The organism is Arthrobacter sp. 01L42, from assembly GCF_056400005.1.
On the sequence record NZ_JBFTSL010000008.1, the window covers coordinates 19,264 to 36,329 of the forward strand.

At 68.2% G+C, this 17,066-nt stretch carries 17 protein-coding genes; 9 read left to right on the forward strand and 8 right to left on the reverse strand.

What is annotated here, in order from left to right:
- Positions 1 to 50 precede the first annotated feature (50 nt).
- From AC1DN2_RS08835 to AC1DN2_RS08845, 3 genes are all read left to right on the forward strand, one after another.
- Positions 51 to 1,460, forward strand: a complete 1,410-nt coding sequence (locus AC1DN2_RS08835; protein ID WP_476850026.1) for an SLC13 family permease — start codon at positions 51 to 53, stop codon at positions 1,458 to 1,460.
- Positions 1,461 to 1,542: 82 nt separating this feature from the next.
- Positions 1,543 to 2,796, forward strand: coding sequence for a CaiB/BaiF CoA transferase family protein (locus AC1DN2_RS08840; protein ID WP_476850027.1), 1,254 nt, complete (start codon positions 1,543 to 1,545; stop codon positions 2,794 to 2,796).
- Positions 2,790 to 4,418: a carboxyl transferase domain-containing protein gene (locus tag AC1DN2_RS08845; protein WP_476850028.1), complete on the forward strand. Its 1,629-nt coding sequence runs from the start codon at positions 2,790 to 2,792 to the stop codon at positions 4,416 to 4,418. The genes AC1DN2_RS08840 and AC1DN2_RS08845 overlap by 7 nt, the downstream gene beginning before the upstream one ends.
- Here the strand turns inward: AC1DN2_RS08845 and AC1DN2_RS08850 are convergent.
- Entirely contained in the window at positions 4,376 to 5,122 is a 747-nt protein-coding gene (locus AC1DN2_RS08850) for a lipoate--protein ligase family protein (RefSeq protein WP_476850029.1), read from the reverse strand. The two genes, AC1DN2_RS08845 and AC1DN2_RS08850, sit on opposite strands and share 43 nt — an antisense overlap.
- 16 nt (positions 5,123 to 5,138) lie before the next feature.
- Between AC1DN2_RS08850 and AC1DN2_RS08855 the strand changes: the two genes are divergently transcribed.
- Positions 5,139 to 5,528, forward strand: a complete 390-nt coding sequence (locus AC1DN2_RS08855; protein WP_223916770.1) for a DUF2177 family protein — start codon at positions 5,139 to 5,141, stop codon at positions 5,526 to 5,528.
- Here the strand turns inward: AC1DN2_RS08855 and AC1DN2_RS08860 are convergent.
- Positions 5,525 to 6,328, reverse strand: a complete 804-nt coding sequence (locus AC1DN2_RS08860) for a thioesterase family protein (RefSeq protein ID WP_230010034.1) — start codon at positions 6,326 to 6,328, stop codon at positions 5,525 to 5,527. The two genes, AC1DN2_RS08855 and AC1DN2_RS08860, sit on opposite strands and share 4 nt — an antisense overlap.
- A 195-nt stretch (positions 6,329 to 6,523) precedes the next feature.
- Between AC1DN2_RS08860 and AC1DN2_RS08865 the strand changes: the two genes are divergently transcribed.
- The 3 genes from AC1DN2_RS08865 (at position 6,524) to AC1DN2_RS08875 (ending at position 9,785) form a co-directional block, all read left to right on the forward strand.
- A complete protein-coding gene (locus tag AC1DN2_RS08865) occupies positions 6,524 to 7,234 on the forward strand; it encodes an endonuclease/exonuclease/phosphatase family protein (RefSeq protein WP_476850153.1) in 711 nt (236 codons plus the stop codon).
- A gap of 95 nt (positions 7,235 to 7,329) precedes the next feature.
- On the forward strand, positions 7,330 to 8,598 hold the full coding sequence (locus AC1DN2_RS08870; RefSeq protein WP_476850030.1) for an alkaline phosphatase family protein: 1,269 nt from the start codon (positions 7,330 to 7,332) through the stop codon (positions 8,596 to 8,598).
- A complete protein-coding gene (locus tag AC1DN2_RS08875; protein WP_476850031.1) occupies positions 8,595 to 9,785 on the forward strand; it encodes an alkaline phosphatase family protein in 1,191 nt (396 codons plus the stop codon). The genes AC1DN2_RS08870 and AC1DN2_RS08875 overlap by 4 nt, the downstream gene beginning before the upstream one ends.
- Positions 9,786 to 9,791: 6 nt before the next feature.
- On the opposite strand, the gene AC1DN2_RS08880 is transcribed toward AC1DN2_RS08875, so the two are convergent.
- Positions 9,792 to 10,907 carry an alkaline phosphatase family protein gene (locus tag AC1DN2_RS08880; RefSeq protein WP_476850032.1) on the reverse strand — a complete coding sequence of 372 codons (1,116 nt, stop codon included), beginning with the start codon at positions 10,905 to 10,907 and terminating at the stop codon, positions 9,792 to 9,794.
- 151 nt (positions 10,908 to 11,058) lie between these two features.
- Between AC1DN2_RS08880 and AC1DN2_RS08885 the strand changes: the two genes are divergently transcribed.
- On the forward strand, positions 11,059 to 12,099 hold the full coding sequence (locus AC1DN2_RS08885; protein WP_476850033.1) for an isopenicillin N synthase family dioxygenase: 1,041 nt from the start codon (positions 11,059 to 11,061) through the stop codon (positions 12,097 to 12,099).
- A gap of 69 nt (positions 12,100 to 12,168) precedes the next feature.
- Here the strand turns inward: AC1DN2_RS08885 and AC1DN2_RS08890 are convergent, their stop codons facing one another.
- The 4 genes from AC1DN2_RS08890 to AC1DN2_RS08905 form a co-directional block, all read right to left on the reverse strand.
- Positions 12,169 to 12,636 (reverse strand): SRPBCC family protein, encoded by a 468-nt coding sequence (locus tag AC1DN2_RS08890; protein WP_476850034.1) that lies wholly within the window; start codon positions 12,634 to 12,636, stop codon positions 12,169 to 12,171.
- Between the two features lie 50 nt (positions 12,637 to 12,686).
- The gene (locus AC1DN2_RS08895; RefSeq protein WP_223916785.1) at positions 12,687 to 12,884 is read right to left on the reverse strand and encodes a YegP family protein; all 198 of its coding nucleotides are present in this window, start codon (positions 12,882 to 12,884) and stop codon (positions 12,687 to 12,689) included.
- 127 nt (positions 12,885 to 13,011) lie between these two features.
- A complete protein-coding gene (locus AC1DN2_RS08900; protein ID WP_476850035.1) occupies positions 13,012 to 14,676 on the reverse strand; it encodes a DUF5671 domain-containing protein in 1,665 nt (554 codons plus the stop codon).
- On the reverse strand, positions 14,673 to 15,239 hold the full coding sequence (locus AC1DN2_RS08905; protein WP_476850036.1) for an LpqB family beta-propeller domain-containing protein: 567 nt from the start codon (positions 15,237 to 15,239) through the stop codon (positions 14,673 to 14,675). The genes AC1DN2_RS08900 and AC1DN2_RS08905 overlap by 4 nt, the downstream gene beginning before the upstream one ends.
- Before the next feature lie 103 nt (positions 15,240 to 15,342).
- Here AC1DN2_RS08905 and AC1DN2_RS08910 point away from each other — a divergent pair, with 103 nt between their 5' ends.
- Positions 15,343 to 16,797, forward strand: coding sequence for a DUF5129 domain-containing protein (locus AC1DN2_RS08910; RefSeq protein WP_476850037.1), 1,455 nt, complete (start codon positions 15,343 to 15,345; stop codon positions 16,795 to 16,797).
- Between the two features lie 15 nt (positions 16,798 to 16,812).
- On the opposite strand, the gene AC1DN2_RS08915 is transcribed toward AC1DN2_RS08910, so the two are convergent.
- Positions 16,813 to 17,007, reverse strand: coding sequence for a DUF1918 domain-containing protein (locus AC1DN2_RS08915; RefSeq protein ID WP_476850038.1), 195 nt, complete (start codon positions 17,005 to 17,007; stop codon positions 16,813 to 16,815).
- Positions 17,008 to 17,066 lie beyond the last annotated feature (59 nt).

The window sequence follows — 17,066 nt, forward strand, 5'->3', positions numbered from 1 at the left end:
GGCTAGGCCACTAAGCCAGTCACGAACCACTTCGATCCGGAGGAACAACGATGTCCGCTCCCGTCCTGTCCATCATCATCCTGGCGGTGATGTTCCTTCTGGCCACGGTGCTGCCGCTCAACATGGGTGCCTTGGCCTTCGTCGGCGCCTTCCTGCTGGGCTCCGTGGTGCTGGGGATGTCCACCAACGAGATCCTTGCCAACTTCCCCGGCGGCCTGTTCCTGACCATCGTCGGGGTTACCTACCTGTTCGCCATCGCGCAAAACAACGGCACCATCGACCTGCTGGTCCGGGGCGCCGTTCGGCTGGTCGGCAGCAAGGTTGCCCTGATCCCGTGGGTCATGTTCGCCATCACCGCGGTGATTACCACCGTCGGCGCCCTCTCCCCGGCCGCCGTGGCCATCATCGCGCCGATCGCCCTCAGCTTCGCCGCCAAACACAAAATCAATCCGCTCATGATGGGCATGATGGTGATCCACGGCGCGCAGGCCGGCGGCTTCTCCCCCATCGCCGTTTATGGCGTCACCGTCAACAGCATCATTGCCAGGACGGAGCTGGACGCCAACCCGATGGCGATTTTCCTGGCGAGTTTCCTCTTCAACCTGGCCATCGCGCTGGTGCTGTTTGTCGTCCTCGGCGGCGGCAAACTGCTGTCCACCCCGGGCGGGCGGCTGGTGGAACAGGCCGCAGAAAAGCGCCTGTCCGTCAGCGTGGGTGCGCGCGCGGCCGGCGTCACGCTGCAGGGGTCCGGATCCGACATCTCCGCCGCCGGCGTCTCGGCCAAGGGCACCTCAGGCTCCGGCACATCCTCGGCTGCCGGTCCCGCCCCGGCCGTCGCACCTCCGGCCGGCGGCGCCCGTGCATCCATGCCCCAGCTCATCACCATCCTTGGCCTGATCGCCCTGGCCGTCATCTCGCTCGGATTCAAGGTGGACGTCGGCTTTGTTTCAATCACCATCGCGATCGTCCTCGCCCTCGTGTCTCCCGCCGCGCAGAAGGGCGCCGTCAACAAGATCAGCTGGTCCACGGTCCTGCTCATCTGCGGCATGCTCACGTTCGTGGGCGTCCTCGAAGAAGCCGGCACCATCGCATTCGTGTCCGGCGGAGTGGCGGATCTCGGCATGCCCCTGCTCGCCGCGCTGCTGATCTGCTACATCGGTGCAATCGTCTCGGCCTTCGCCTCCTCCACTGCCATCCTCGCGGCCCTCATTCCACTGGCGGTGCCGTTCCTGGCCACCGGCGAGGTCGGCGCCGTAGGCGTGATCGCCGCCCTGGCCGTGGCCTCCACGATCGTGGATGTGTCCCCGTTCTCCACCAACGGCGCCCTGGTCCTGGCCAACGCGCCCGAGGACGTGGACAAGGACAGGTTCTACAAGCAGATCCTGGCCTACAGCGGCATCGTCGTCGCCGTCGGACCGGCCGTCGCCTGGCTGGTCATGGTAGTCCCGGGCTGGATGTGACCGCTGGATGCAGCCGACAAATCAACCAACCGCGCAAGCCCACCGCGCGCCCGCCACGACCGACCAAAGAAGGAACACGTCCATGAGCACCGAACCCATGCCCGACGCCGAAGGCCCCCTCACCGGCTATCTCGTAGTGGACCTGAGCCGCGCGCTCGCCGGCCCGCATGCCGGGATGATGCTGGCTGACCTCGGCGCGCGGGTGATCAAGGTGGAGAACCCCGGTACCGGCGACGACACCCGCGGCTGGGGACCGCCGTTCGTGGGCCCCGAGGATGATCCGCAGGCCACGTATTTCCTCTCCTGCAACCGCAACAAGGAATCGATTGCCCTGGACTTGAAGAGCGACGACGGGCGGGCAGTGCTGCGTGAGCTGCTGGAACGCGCCGACGTGGTCATCGAGAACTTCCGTCCCGGCGTCCTGGACCGGCTCGGATTCTCCGCCGCGCAGATGCACGCCCTGAATCCGGCGCTGGTGGTCCTCTCCATCACAGGATTCGGGCACGACGGGCCCGAATCCCAGCGCAGCGGCTACGACCAGATCCTCCAGGGCGAGGCCGGGCTGATGTCCCTGACCGGATCCGGGCCGGACGATCCGCAGCGGGTCGGGGTTCCCATCGCCGACCTCCTCTCCGGCATGTACGGGGCGTTCGGGACCCTCGCGGCGCTGCTCCAGCGTGAGCGGACCGGCCAGGGCCAGATCGTCCGCACCTCATTGCTCGCGGCCCTGATCGGGGTCCATGCCTTCCAGGGCACCCGGGCCACGGTTGCGGGCGAAGTGCCGAAGGCCCAGGGCAACCAGCACCCGTCCATTGCCCCCTACGGACTGTTCCACTGCCGGCAGGGCAGGGTGCAGATCAGCGTGGGAAGCGAAAAGCTCTGGAAAACGTTCGCCTCGACGTTCGGGATCGACGCCGCGCGGCCGGAGTTCGCCACCAATGCGGACCGCGTGCGCAACCGCGAGAAAGTCATCGAAGAAGTGGAGCGGGTGTTCTCCGATTTCGAGGCGGAGCCGCTGCTCACCAAACTCAACGACGCCGGCATTCCGGCCGGCAAGGTCAGAACCCTGGACGAAGTCTACGAATGGGAACAGGTCCACTCGCAGGGTCTGGTGGTCGACGTCGAGCACAAAATCCTCGGCACCGTGAGCCTGCCCGGCCCGCCGCTGCGGTTCTTCAGCGCCGCCGGCACCACCGAAACCACGTTGAAATCCCACACCGCGCCGCCGCTGCTGGACCAGGACGGGGAGCAGATCCGGCGGTGGCTGGGGCTGACACCCGGCACCCCAGCGGGCGCGGCCACAGTCACCGGCCAGGAAGGCCCCCGGGCATGCTGACCCGGCAGAAGGTCCGGCACCTGGACGCCACCGAACTCATCACCGCGGTCCTCGATCCCGGGTCCTACCGCAGCTGGGACGCGCCCGTGCTGGACCCCGATCCCGGCCCCGAGTACCGGCAGGAACTGGCCGCCGCCCGGGCCAGGACCGGCGTGGACGAATCCGTCCTTACCGGCGAAGGCCTGATCCGCGGCCGCCGGGTGGCCGTGATCGTCAGCGAGTTCCGGTTCCTCGCCGGCTCCATCGGCCAGGCCGCCGCGGAACGGATCGTCACCGCCGTCGAACGGGCCACCCGCGAGGGCCTGCCCCTCCTGGCCGGTCCGGCGTCGGGCGGGACCCGCATGCAGGAAGGGACCGTCGCGTTCCTCTCCATGGTCAAGATCAGCGCCGCCGTCCGCACCCACCGCAAGGCCGGGCTGCCCTATCTGGTCTACCTGCGTCATCCCACTACGGGAGGCGTCATGGCCTCATGGGGGTCCCTCGGCCATATCACCGCCGCCGAGCCCGGCGCCCTGCTCGGCTTCCTCGGACCCCGGGTCTACGAGGCCCTCCACGCCACCCCGTTCCCGGAGAACGTCCAGACGGCGGAGAACCTCTTCGACAAAGGGCTGATTGACGCGGTGGTCCCGCCCTGGCAGCTGTCCGACGTCGTCGACCGCGCGTTGGGCATCCTGGTCACCGGCCCCCGCCCGCCGGTCGCCGCGCCCGCCACACTGTCCGTGAAGCCGTCCGGCGCCGGCGCCTGGGAGTCCATCGGTATTTCCCGCGACCCCCGCCGGCCGGATGTCCGGCAGCTGCTGGCGCACGGGGCCCGGGACGTGCTTCCGCTCAACGGCACCGGCCAGGGCGAAAAGGACCCCGGCCTCCAGCTGGCCCTGGCCCGTTTCGGCCGGGAATCCTGCGTCGTGATCGGCCACACCCGGCCCCGGGCGACGCGGCCGACAGGCATGGGACAGACGGCATTGGGACAGACGGCGATGGGGCCGGCGTCCCTCCGGGAGGCCCGGCGCGGCATGCGCCTAGCCGAGGAGCTCGGGCTGCCGCTGGTCACCGTCATCGACACCGCCGGCGCCGCCCTGTCCCAGGAAGCCGAGGAAGGCGGCCTGGCCGGCGAGATCGCCCGCTCTCTGCACGACCTCATCGGGATTAACGCACCCACGGTGTCCGTGCTGCTCGGCCAGGGGGCCGGCGGCGGGGCACTGGCCCTCCTGCCCGCGGACCGCACCATCGCCGCGCAGCACGCCTGGCTGTCGCCGTTGCCGCCGGAAGGCGCGAGCGCGATCGTCCATCGGAGCACCGGCTTCGCCGCGGCCATGTCCGAGGCCCAGGGCGTCAACGTCGCGTCGCTGCACGCCAACGGACTTGTGGAACACATCGTGGACGAACGCCCCAACGCCGCCGACGAGGCCCTGGCCTTCTGCAGTCGCCTCGGCCGCGCCATTGAATACGAACTCGCCACGCTCTCCAAGGCAGGAGTCGACGAACTGCTCCCCCGGCGCCTGGCGAAGTACCGCAACCTGGGCAGCGTCCTTGCGCCGGCGGAGGGACGCCGCCCGGCGGGGTCACCGCTAGATGAGGCTCAGAGCAGGCTCGAGAACTCCGCGTGGCTGAGCGGGGCGTAGCGTCCGTAGGCGGCGATCACCGCGGCCTCGACCGCCTCGACGTCCAGGCCCGGCACCAGGTCATCGGCCGCGCCCGCCGTCGCGGGGTCCCATTCGAGGCCGAGGGCGGCGTAGCTGGCCTCCAGGACCGCGCGGATCGGGGCGGAGTCCGCCACCACGATCACGGAGCTGAAGAGCCAGCCGCCGGCGACCACCCGCTGGGCGGTGCCGACCAGCTTGATCCGGTGCTCGGGGACCTCCGGGTCGCTGCCGTGCACGCTGAACTCCCCGGGGCAGTACTCCCCCGGGATCTCACCGACGCCGGCATCCACCCCGGCGTCGCGCAGTGCCCCGGCGAGCAGTTCGCCGAAACGCGAAAACCTCCCCTTGGCCCCGGCAATCGCGTCCGCATCGGGTTCCAGGTGGTCGATGACGAGGGTTCGCTCGTGGTACGCCGCCGCGCGGCCTCCGGCCTTGCGGACCAGCGGCTCGAAGCCCAGCTGCCGGCAGACGTTGGCGGCGGCCTCGAAGCCGGGCAGGTGCGTGTCGCGCTGGCCGAAGGCGACCGTGGGAACCGGCCGGTACAGCCGCAGGGTGGGACCCAGCGAGCCGGTTTTGACCTTCTGGAGGAGCCCGAGCGCGAAGTCGAGGTCGGCCGCGGCGCCAAGTGATTCCTGCTGCCGCACCACCGTAAGTGTCCGGGACCCGGCTGGCGCCTGCGGCATGTTGTTATGCTCCCTTATGGTCATTCTGCAATTCCTCGTCGTAGCCGCCGCATTCGCCATCATCGACGCCATCTGGCTCAAGACGATGAACCCGTTCTACCGCCGCCAGATCGGTGACCTGATGGCCGACAAGCCCAATCTAGGTTACGCGGTGGTGTTCTACGTGATCTACATTGCCGGGATCGTGTTCTTTGCCCTGACGCCAGCGCTCGACGGCGGCAGCTGGCTCAGCGCTGTGGGCTACGGTGCCGCGCTGGGCGTGTTTGGCTACGCCACCTACGATCTGACAAATGCCGCCACGCTCAAGACGTGGCCGTGGCAGCTGATCGTCGTGGACATCCTTTGGGGTGCCGTGTTGACGGCGCTGGCCACGTTGGCCGGCTGGCTCGTCTTCCACTCGAACTAGGACCTGCGCAGCGTCAGGATCTGTTCCGCGCGTCCGAACGGGCCTGTGAGGTCATGCAGCACCGTGGAGGTGAGCCCGATCCCGTCCGTACCGAACGTGACTTCGTTGTCCAGCCCCAGCCACTCCCCCTCCGGCTGCCGGTACATGTGGATCTGCAGGTCCAGGTTGGGGAAGGCGTAGCTGCCCTTGCCCGGCGGGACCCGGGCGGCAATGCCGTTCGCCGTGTCCACGAGGCCGACCAGCCGGGCGAGGTCGCCGCTGTCCGCCCGGTCTGTCAGCGGGTAGTCGGTGCGGAGCCAGACGGTTCCCGAGCCCGCCCGGTGGCCCTCGGCGATCCGCATGTGCAGTGAGGCGATGTAGCCGCCGGGCCAGACGGCCGCGGCGTCGTACGGCTCGCAGTCCTCCGGCGCCGGAATCCTGGGATCCTCGAAGGCCGCGATGGCGGACGTGTCAGAGGTGATCATCCGCCAGGCCGTGGCGCGAATGGCCGTGCGCCCGCCGGAAACGAGCTCGGCCTGCACCAGTTCGATGGTCCGTCCCGGGCGCAGGGTGGAGGTCACGATCTCGAACTCACCGCCGGGGATCAGCCCGAGGATTTCGTAGCTGAGCCGCGCCATGCGCATGTCTTCGCGGGGCTCATGCCGGGCCAGGCGGTCGGCCATGATGCCGGACGCGGGGGCCATGTGCTGCTCGTGTTCGTTCCAGGCGCCTTGGGCGTGGATGGTGGAGCGGAACCGCCCGTCCCCCAGGACCTCGTAGTAGAAATCGCCCTCGGCAAGTTCCGGTAGTGCAGCAGTCAACGTCCGCCCTTTCGCATGGCTGGTGATTCCAGAACACACTATCCTGCTGCGCTTTCAGTGTTCCCGGCCGCTGTGTTTCCGGCTCCGATCCGGCGCGGACCCCGGACGCGCGTTGCGCTTGTTCCCAACCGATCCGCTCGGACTGGGTAGACTCGGGTGAGGTTTTAACGACTATTCACCGAAGAGGTGCTCCCCCTGCTTAGAGTCATCAGCTACAACCTCCGCAAGCACGCGGCCAGCGGCGAGCTGGTCGATCTGGCACGTGATTTCGAGATTGATGCTTTGTGCCTCCAGGAGTGCGATACGGACGATCTGCCGGAGACCATCGGGGATCTGCACCTGGCCGATTCCACCAAGGGCAACCGGCTGGGCCTGGCGATCTATTACCGCATGAGCCGTTTCACGGCCTACGAGACCAAGACCTTCGCCCTTAAGAAGTCCATGCACGACCGTGTCCTCTCCCCCGCGCACGAGCGGCTCATCGGTACGCGTGTGACCGACAACGAGACCGACCACGAACTCGTCATCGCGTCCTTCCACGCGGCACCGCTGACGGCATCGAACTCACTGCGCCGGAACCAGATCCATGCCGCCCACGCCGAGCTGCTCAGCATGGGCGGTGGGCTGATGTCCCTGATGGTGGGCGACTTCAACTATCCGTTCTTCACCAAGTCCCTGACAGCGCAGATGAAGGACGCCGGCTACGACCTCACGATGAGTGACCGACGCACCTACACCCGGTACAAGGTCTTCAAGGGCCATTTCGATTTTGCCACTTCCCAGGGGCTGGAGATCGAAAGCGTGGAAACCCTGGCCCGAGGCGCGTCGGACCACCTTCCCATCCTGATCACGGCCGAATACGGCCAGGAGGCGCCCCCCAACGGTTCAGGACCCGCGGAGCCTTAGCGGCCGGTCCGGGGGTACGAACACCCGGTGAACACCCGGTGAACCGGGCATCGAAGGCAGGCTTCTCGTAATCTGCCTGTGATCTACTGCTGGGCGTGAACTTCTCAAGACGCACGTTCCTGACCGCCGCCGGAACGGCCGCAGCCACAGCGCTGGCCGCCGGCAACAGCTGGCGGGCAGCGGAGGCCGCCACTGCCGCCCTGCCCCCGGCCGCCGCATCCGGCATTGACCACATCATCGTGTTGATGATGGAAAACCGTTCCTTCGACCACTTCCTGGGCTGGCTGCCCGGTTCAGACGGCCAGCAGGCCGGCCTGAGCTTCACGGACCGCTATGGGACTCCGCACACCACGCACCACCTGACGGACTTCCAGGGCTGCGGCCACCCGGACCCGGACCACTCGTACGAGGGCGGCCGGATCCAGTACAACGGCGGCAAGAACAACGGTTGGCTCCTGGCCGGGGAAAACGACGAGTTCGCCGTCGGCTATTACGACGCGGCCGACCTCGATTTCTGGCGCCAGGCCGGCCCGGACTGGACGGTCTGCGACCGGTACTTTGCCGCCACGATGGCCGAAACCTACCCGAACAGGTTCTACCAGCACGCGGCGGCCACCGACCGGCTGCACAACTCCACCGTGACATCCACGCTCCCGACCATCTGGGACCGGCTGGCCGCCGCCGGGGTGGACGGAAAGTACTACTACGGCGATATCCCGTTCACCGCGCTCTGGGGCACGAAGTACCTCGGGATCTCGCACCACTACTCCGAATTCCTCTCTGACGCCGGCGCCGGCAGCCTGCCCGCGGTGTCCTTCGTGGATCCGCGGTTCACCGACGAGGGATCGGGAACATCCGGCGATGACCACCCGCACGCGGACATCCGCTCCGGGGAGACATTTCTCGCCGAGGTCTACAACGCCGTCACCACCGGCCCGGGGTGGGCCAAGACGCTGCTGGTGATCAACTATGACGAGTGGGGCGGCTTCTACGACCACGTCGCCCCCGGTACGGCCCCGGACATGAGCGCCGCGACGGCGCTGAGGGGCTTCCGGGTGCCGTCCGTGGTCATCTCCCCGCGCGCCCGACGCCGGTACGTCGCCCACGACATCTACGATCACACGTCCGTACTGAAGGCCATCGAATGGCGGTGGAACCTGCCTCCGCTGACGCCCCGGGACAGCGCGGCCCGCAACATCGCCGAAGTCCTGGACTTCGGCGCACCGGCAAACCTGACCGCTCCCACCTACCTGGTCCCGCCCTTCGTGGCCGGCCCGGCCTGCACCCCCGTGGGGCCGCCGCCGGCCGAGGAATGGTCCGGACTCAAACAGAAAGCACTCGCCGACGGATGGAAACTCCCGTGAACCCCACCACCACAGAAACCACGACTGCGGCCCCCGGGCCCCTCCGGCGGGTCCGCAGGCCAGCTCTGCGGGCCTCCGCCGCGGCCCTTGTCCTGCTGGCGGCGGCGGCGATCGGCTGCGGACCGGCCCAGCCGGCTGCCACAGCCAGCGCTCCGACAGCCACCTCGGGCCAGGGTTACCTGCCCGGTGCCAAACATGTCTTCATCATCAACCTGGAAAACAAGGGTTACGACGGGACGTGGGGCCCGGCGTCGGCCGCCCCGTACCTGTCCCAGACGCTCAGGGGCCAGGGGGTGCTGCTGAACCAGTACTTCGGCACGGCCCACAATTCTCAGCCGAACTACGTCGCCCAGATTTCCGGCCAAGGCCCCAACCCCCAAATGCAGGCCGACTGCCAGACCTACTCACCGTTTGTCGGAAGTGGCACGGCCAGTCCCGGCCAGGCGGTCGGAGACGGCTGTGTCTTCCCGGCCAGCGTGCCAACGGTGGCCGGGCAACTGACGGCCGCAGGCAAGACGTGGAAGGGCTACATGGAAGACATGGGAACGCCCTGCCGGCATCCGGCCCTCGGCGCGGTGGACGACACTCAGAAGGCCAAGGTCGGGGACCAGTACGCGACGCGTCACAACCCTTTCGTCTACTTCGCCGGGATCACCGGCTCCCCGGACTGTGCCAAGAACGACGTCGACCTCAGCGCCTTGAAGACAGACCTCGCGTCGACCGCCACGACCCCCAATCTGTCCATGATTACGCCGAACCTCTGCCACGACGGCCACGACGCCCCGTGCGTGGACGGACAGCCGGGTGGCCTGGCCAGCGCCGACGAGTGGCTCAGGCAATGGGTGCCGGCCATCACCTCCTCCCCGGCGTTCAAACAGGACGGCGTCCTGGTGGTCACCTTCGACGAATCCGACGGCCCGCAGTCGGATGCCGCCGCCTGCTGCGGCGAAACCGCCGGACCCAACTCACCCGAGCCGGGCATCACCGGCCCGGGCGGCGGCCGCGTCGGCGCGCTCGTGATCTCACCCTTTACCAGGGGCGGAACCTGGTCCACTACTCCCTATAACCACTACAGCCTGCTGGCCAGCATCGAAGACACCTTCGGCCTGCCGTACCTGGGCTACGCGGGAGCCCCTGGACTGAACCGCTTCGGACTCGACGTCTACAACGCAGGCGTCCAGGGGTGACGCGCGCTAGGACCCGGCGTTAAATACGTCTCCGCCGAAACTGTCCAGTCCCGGCGCCCCGGCGTACCCGAGGCGCGGGAGCGAGAAGGCGTCTTCGATGCTGGCCAGGAGGCTGAAGTGGTTGTAGGGCCGGTCCGACGTCGTGCCGCCCTTGGTGAGCGGCGAGAGGACCAGCGCACCAATCCTGCCGCCGGCCGTCCCTCCGGGCAGCAGCCCTGAGGGCCCAACGGTCTTGCCCTCGGACTCGTCGAAGGTGATCACCAGCATCCCGTCCTGCCGGAAGGCCGGGGAATCCAGGATGGCCGGGACCTGCTGGCTCAGCCAAGTGTCGGCGGCGGCCAGTCCGCCTGGGCTGCCGTCGACGCAGGGGTTGTCGTGGCCGTCATTGCAAAGATTGGGCGAAATGTAGGACAGGTTCGGGGTGGTGGCTACGGACTGGAGGTCGCCGCGGAGTTCGCTGAAGTCCACCACGTTGCTCTGGCAGTCCGGTGACGAGGTGATGGCCTGGAAATACACGAACGGGTTGTGCCGCGTTGCGTACTGGTCACCCACCTTGGCGCCCTGGCTGGTGTCCTGCCCGCCGAGTTCGGGATGACGGCACGGCGTGCCCATGTCTTCCATGTAACCCTTCCAGGTCTTGCCTGCGGCGCTGAGCTGCCCGGCGACCGTGGGGACCGAGGCCGGATAGACGCAGCCGGCGCCCTCCGCCAGGCCGAGCGCGCCCGTCCCCGTCAGCTCAAACGCGGCGTAGGTGGGGCAGTCCTCCCTCGTCATGGCATTGGACGGCTGGCCGGAGATCTGGGCCAGGTAGTTCGGGTTCGAATTGTGGGCGATCCCGTAGTACTTGGAAAGCAGGACGCCCTGGCTGCGGAGCGTCTGCGACAGGTAGGGGGCCTCCGAGCTTGCGCCCCACACCTTGTTGTAGCCCTTGTTCTCGAGATTGATGACGAACACGTGCCCGGGCTTCGACGCCGCCCCCGCGGTGGCGGTGCCCCCGGCAGTGGGACCCGGGCTGGCGCCCGGCGGCCCCGGCTCGCACGCCGCTGCCGACGCCACCAGGACTGCTGCAACAAGCAGCCGCGCGGCGATTCGTCGATGATTTTTCGTGGCAGTCCGGCTCATGGATTCCGGCTTTCTGATTGACCTGTCAGCGTGGATTTGGCGGCTTCAGTGTCTGCACTCTTTCACACCGCGGTCAAGAAAACCCGCGAGGACCCTGCACGGTTGCTGGGAATGAGTTCAGTAGTGAATGCTGTGGTGGTAGTTTGCACTCATGGGCGCACCATCGGATTCCATTCCGCTCCTGGACCTGAGTACCGCCAGGGGGCGCGACGGCAGGTTTGACCCGGCGTTTATTGATGCACTGCGCGACGCCACGCACCGGGTGGGCTTCTTCCAGCTGACCGGTTACGGGGCCTCTGCCGCCGAGGTGGATGAGCTCTTCGACGTCACGCGGCGCTTCTTCGAGCTTCCGCTTGCATCACGGCTGGAACTGGACAACCGGCTCTCGCCGCATTTCCGCGGTTACACGCGGCTGGGCCACGAAATCACCCAGGGGCGGCCGGACGCGCGGGAGCAGCTGGATTTTGGACCGGAGCGTCCCGCCGTGGAGGACTACCCGCCGGATCAGCCGTACTGGCTGGTCCAAGGGCCGAACCTGCTGCCGGACCGGGCGCTGCCCGAGCTGCGCACCGTGTGCATGGCCTGGGCGGAACGGATGTCCGGCGTCGGGGCCGAATTGCTCAGCGCCATCGCCGTGTCGCTGGAACTGCCCGAAGGATACTTCGATGAACCCTTCCGGGACTCACCGGCCTGGATGGCCAAGTTGGTCCACTACGTCGGCGGCGTCGTCGCTGATGCCGGTCCGCAGGGTGTCGGCGCGCACGCGGACTACGGCTTTGTCACCTTGTTGCTCCAGGACCAGGTCGGCGGCCTGCAGGTACTCCCGCCGGGCACGGACAGCTGGATTCCGGTCGAACCCATTCCGGGGGCCCTGGTCATCAACCTGGGCGAAATGCTCGAAGTCGCGACTCAGGGTTACCTGGCCGCCACCATCCACCGCGTCGAGGCGCCCCCGGCCGGCGTCGACCGCTACACGGTCCCCTTCTTCTTCTCGCCCCGGCTCGATGCCGTCATTGAGCCAGTGCCCCTGCCGCCCGCACTCGCGGCCCGGTCCCGGGGGGTCACCGATGATCCGGACAATCCGATGCTCGCGTCCTACGGCGCAAACGTGCTCAAAGGCTGGCTGCGGGCCCACCCCGAGGTCGCCCGGATTCATCACCCGGAACTGGTCCGGAGCGCCGGGCAGACCTGAACGGCAGCAGTTCACCGGCCAACGTGCCGGGAATGACGGGCCGCCGGGGCGGCCCGGCGGCGTCCCGACTCAGGCCTGTCGCTGTTTCACGGCGCCGGCCAGCGAGGCCAGGCCCTTTTCGAAGTCGGCGCCGACCATTTTGTCCATGTTCATGAACAGGGCGAACACTTTGCCGATGCCCTTGTTCTCCCCGGTCATCGTCCAGGTGACCTGAGTGCCGTCACCGGAGGGCGTGAACGTGAAGGAGGTGGGGTTGACCGCTTTGAAGGGCTTGGTGAATTCCAGACGGATCTTGATGTCGCGCGGCTCGGCCGTGTCCACGATTTCCATGGTGCCGGAGCCGGCCTTGCGGTTTCCGCTCCAGGTGTACTTGGCACCGACGCCGGATTCGCTGCCGGAGTAGCTCCGTTCCATGGCCGGATCAACGGCCTCCCAAGGGGACCATTTGGTCCATTCGTGGAAGCTGTTGACCAGCGGAAAGATCTCCTGCGCCGGGGCTGGAATGACTGCGCTGCGGGTAACTTCATAAGTAGACATGCGGCAATCCTAGGCGGTGACCGGCCCAACCGGGCGCGTGCCCTGCGGGTTCACCCCTTCTCAGCGGCTGCCTCCGTCAGATCGACCACCGGCGAGGCCGCGTTCTTCTTGACGGACTCGACCCCGCCCATGGCACTCGCCTTGGTCTTGTAGCTCTCCGAGGAGGCGATCACCTCGCCGTTGGAGGCCTTAAGCCGGAACCGGAATCCGCCGGACTTGTCTTTGTAGACCTCATACTTGCCAGCCATGCTGCATCCCTGATTTCTCCGTTGTTGTGGCCGGCCGGGGAGCCGGCACGGATCAGATTAGCCCCGCCGCAACCGGCTGACCAGAGTCCTTCGGTTGCCCGGCCCGACCAGGCTCAGGACAGGCCGGTCAGCCCTGCAGCGGGATGACCTCAATTCCCCCGTGCTGATCGGCAACGACCAGAACCCGGGGCGCCGCCACACCCTCCAGTGCGGCCGCCAACCGCTTCTCCTCGGCCCCGGCATCGCCCGCGACGTCCCCACCGGCAACGCCAGCACCGGCAGCGCCGGCAGTGCCGGCACCGCCGTCGGCCCGTTTCCAGACCGTGACGCCGGCCCCGGTGACCTCGCCGATGACGCGCCGCAGCGGTGCGGGGTCGGATCCCGCCACGAGGAACACGTGGCCGATGGTTCGCGGACGGACCGGACCGGCCGCGGCGAGCACGGCGCGGTCCTGCCGCCACACGGCAAAGTGGTACCCGAACACGAGTCCCGTGGCGACCAGGAGCCCCAGGGGTGCGCGGATCCGGTCCACGAGGCTTCCCCCGCTGACCTCGCCCAGGACGAACTCGAAGATCCGGAACCCGATCACCAGCAGCGTGACCACCGCCACCACGGCGCTCAGGCCGAACACGGCCACCAGGTAGATCCGGCGCGCGTTCAGGCCGGCGCCGGTCGCCGCCGCCTGCTCCACGCGCCGCCACGCAAGCCACCAGACCGGCCCGCCAACCAGGAGCGAGCTGATTCCCGCAAGCAGCAGCGTCCGCGCCCCGGAGCCGGCCAGCGGCGTCGCCGTCATGGCGAGGACCGAGTTGACGATCACGCCTATCCCGGACGCTGCCGCGACCAGGGCGACGCCGGAGGCCACCAGCCTGCCGCCCTGAAGCGTGGCCTCTGAGCGCCCGCGCGCGATGTTGCGGTGGTAGACCCAGACGAGGCAGCCGATGGCGGCCGCAGACACAGCCGGCGCGAGGGGCTCCAGCAGGAGCTCCTGCGGTTCGGAACGGTCAAACAGCAGGCGAAGGACCACGAAGAGCGCCACCCCGGCTCCGCCCAAGGTCAGAACGCCGGCGCCAAGCACCCCGACCGTGATGAGCGCGACGTCGGCCAGCCCGGTCCGCAGCCTCCGGCCGCCGTCGTGATTCCAATGCCACCACCAGATAATGGTTCCGCCGACGGCCCAGACCAGGGATTGCAGCGCCGACACCCACCACGGTTTGCCCACCGACACCTCCGTCGCGGCTCCCCGCAGGGCGGCATCCAGCAAGGTGGATAAGGCTGCGACGGCGCCGCCCACGCCCAGCACGAGCCCCAGCACCGAGCCGAGCACCGTAGGGACACCGGAGAGGACTGTCGGATTCTTCCGGGGGTCACGCCACATCCACCGGTGCCAGGCCCAGACCGCAGCCCACACCAGACCTGTGGCCAGGGACAGCCGCCACTGAAGGCCCTGCCCGCCGATCAGCGAGGACAGAGTGTTCAGCACGTTGGTGGCCGCGATGAGCAGGGCGAGCAGGTAGGCGCCTGCCAGGTAGAGACCCCAGCCGATGGCGGACCGCTCCTCCGGGTCCTCGAGCCGCCGCCAAACCGCCCACCACAAGAGGGCCGCGAGCGGCCCGCCAATCAGGGCGAACGCCAGCGAGCGCGCGAGCCCGGCGACGTCGTCCGGGGCCAGCTCTGTCCCCGCCACCAGCAGGCGGCCCAGCAGTCCGCTGAGCCCGACGGCGGTGGTCACCACCAGTGCGAACAGCAACGCGTAGGTGATGAGCCGGCGCACTGTCCCTTGGGCGCTCATTGCTTCGCCTCGCCGGTGCACACTGCCAGGGGCCAGGGCACGGTGTCGATCAGCCAGCCGTTGCCCGCCCGAACGAGGTCAAACGCGTCCTCCACCTGGTATTCGGCGCTGCCGAAGGGACCGCCCGGCTCGGACACGGTGATGAGCACCCTCACGTCCGCGGATTCCGGCCGCTCGGTGGTGGACACCAGCGTGACTCGCAGGTTCCGGGCCGAGGGGCGTGACCCGGTTGTGCACTTGCTCCGGGCGGCCGGCGTCAGGTAGGCGGAGGCGGCCGCCTCATCCCCGGCAATGACGGCGGCGGCGTAGCGCTGCGCGACGCCGGCGGGCGTTGACTCGGCCAGGGGCGCGGGCTCCCCGCGGGTGAAGACCACTGCCAGCGCGATGATGACGATCACCGCGATCGCGGCCATGATGGCCAGCAGGGTCCGGTCAGCCCTGGTGCGGCGCGGCTCCCCCGCCTCCCCCGGCTTTTCCGGGCCGGGATCCTCCGGGCGGGGATCCTCCGGGCCGGGATCCTCCGGGCGGGGTTCCTCCGGCAGTCCTTCAGGCGGCGGCCTCATGGCGCAAGTATGGACGCCGTCCAGCGCACGGTCACGATGTCTTTCGTCCCCTTTCCGCGGCGTCCGCGTCGACGCAGCCAAAGCCAGCCACTACGCTCGGAAAATGGGAATCATGCGCAAAGCCCTCGCCGCTGCTGTTGTGCTGATGGCCGGCCTTCTCGTCGGGGCCCCGGCCGCGCTCGCCACGACGCCGACCGCCGTCGTCATTGAAGACCGCGCCGGGGTGTTGGACCAGCGGACGCTGTTGCCGGCGGTTCAGGCCACCGACTTTTATGAGCCCACCAAAGTTGCGGTCTACACCTATAACGGCACTGCCGCCGACAATCTGAACGAAGAAGTCCTGCGGTTCGCCCGCACCGAATATCCCGAATGGATCAGTGCCGACGGGCAGAAGTGGGCAGACGGACTGTTCATCTTCGCCCTGGATCCGGTGGGCCGGCATGTGGGGACGTACATGGGTGAGGACCGGAAGGTCTCGCCCGAACAGCGCGAGGACATCCAGAACGCCGCCAAAGAGCTGCTTCGCGATGCGCAGTGGACCGAGGGCACCATTGCCGGGATCCGCCGCGGCGCCGAACTCATCAATCAGCCGTGGTACCGTTCCACAGCCTTCCTCGTCACAGCCTGGGCGGCGGTGGTCGCCGCGGTCTGCGGAGCCGCGGCCTGGCTGATCGTGCGGTGGCGGACCCGGGTGTCCAGCCGGAAGGAACTGGCCCGGGGCGACGCCAGCTACGCCAATGTCAGCATGGACCTGCAGGTGACCGAGCTCAACGCCAGCACCATTCCCGAGTCCTCCCGGTACGGGAGCACGGTGCTGGAAAAGCACCGCACGTTCGTGAACCGCTACGGTACGGCCACCGAACTTTCCACCCAGGTACACGCCCTCAGCAGCAGGGACCTGAGCCGCCGGCCCAACCTCAAACTGGTCCGGAGTTACGCCGACGCCGCGGCCGAACTCGACGCCCTGGACGACGTGATCGCCGATACCAATGCCCTGCTCAACCGGGGCTCGTCCTGGCCTGCCGCCTGGGACCGCCAGCTCGCGCCGTTCCGCAACGATCTGGACGGCGTGGAAGACCTGCTCAGCCAGCGCCGGGCCGAGGGAACCTCGGGGACGTCGCTGGCACTGCGGTCCTTCCGCGATGAAAGCCGGCGCGACATGGAGCGCTGGTCGACGGAGCTGGCGGACGGCTCCATCACACCGGAAACGGCGCTGGACAGGTTGCGTGACGCCCGGACCCACCTATCGGAGCTGTTGAAAAATCACGCCGACACCCTGATCCAGGCCTTTGCCCGCAATGAGAAGGAAGCCGGGCTCATGCGCGAGGAAATGGACAGCGCGCAGGCGGGAACGAAGGCAAAATACGGCCGCACGTACGAGCCGAGCATCCTCGGAACGGTGTACCCGTCCTACTACTTCTTCTCGGTCCCGAGCTTCAACACCGGCTTCAGCAGCGGCATCAGCAGCGTCAGCAGCGCGCGCGGCGGCGGCACCACCACCGGGTACGGGTCCAGCGGCGGAAGCTTTTCCGGGTCCGGGAGCTCGTCGAGTTTCTAGGGCGCGCTAACGGACCTAGGGCCCGCCCGCGGCCTTTTCGACGGCGAAATCCCCACCGGGGAACATGATCGTTTCGTGGCCGTCGTCGAACCGGACCAGGTACGGCGGCGCACCGTCGGCACCCTTCACTTCAAGGATCAGACCGTGCCGGTCCGTGGACTCGACCGTCGTCCCCCGGATGATGATGCGGTCCCCTGCGGTTGCCTTCATGGCGGTCACCTGTATCCCTATTGACGCCTGTGTGCCCGAAGATCATTATGGCTCTTATC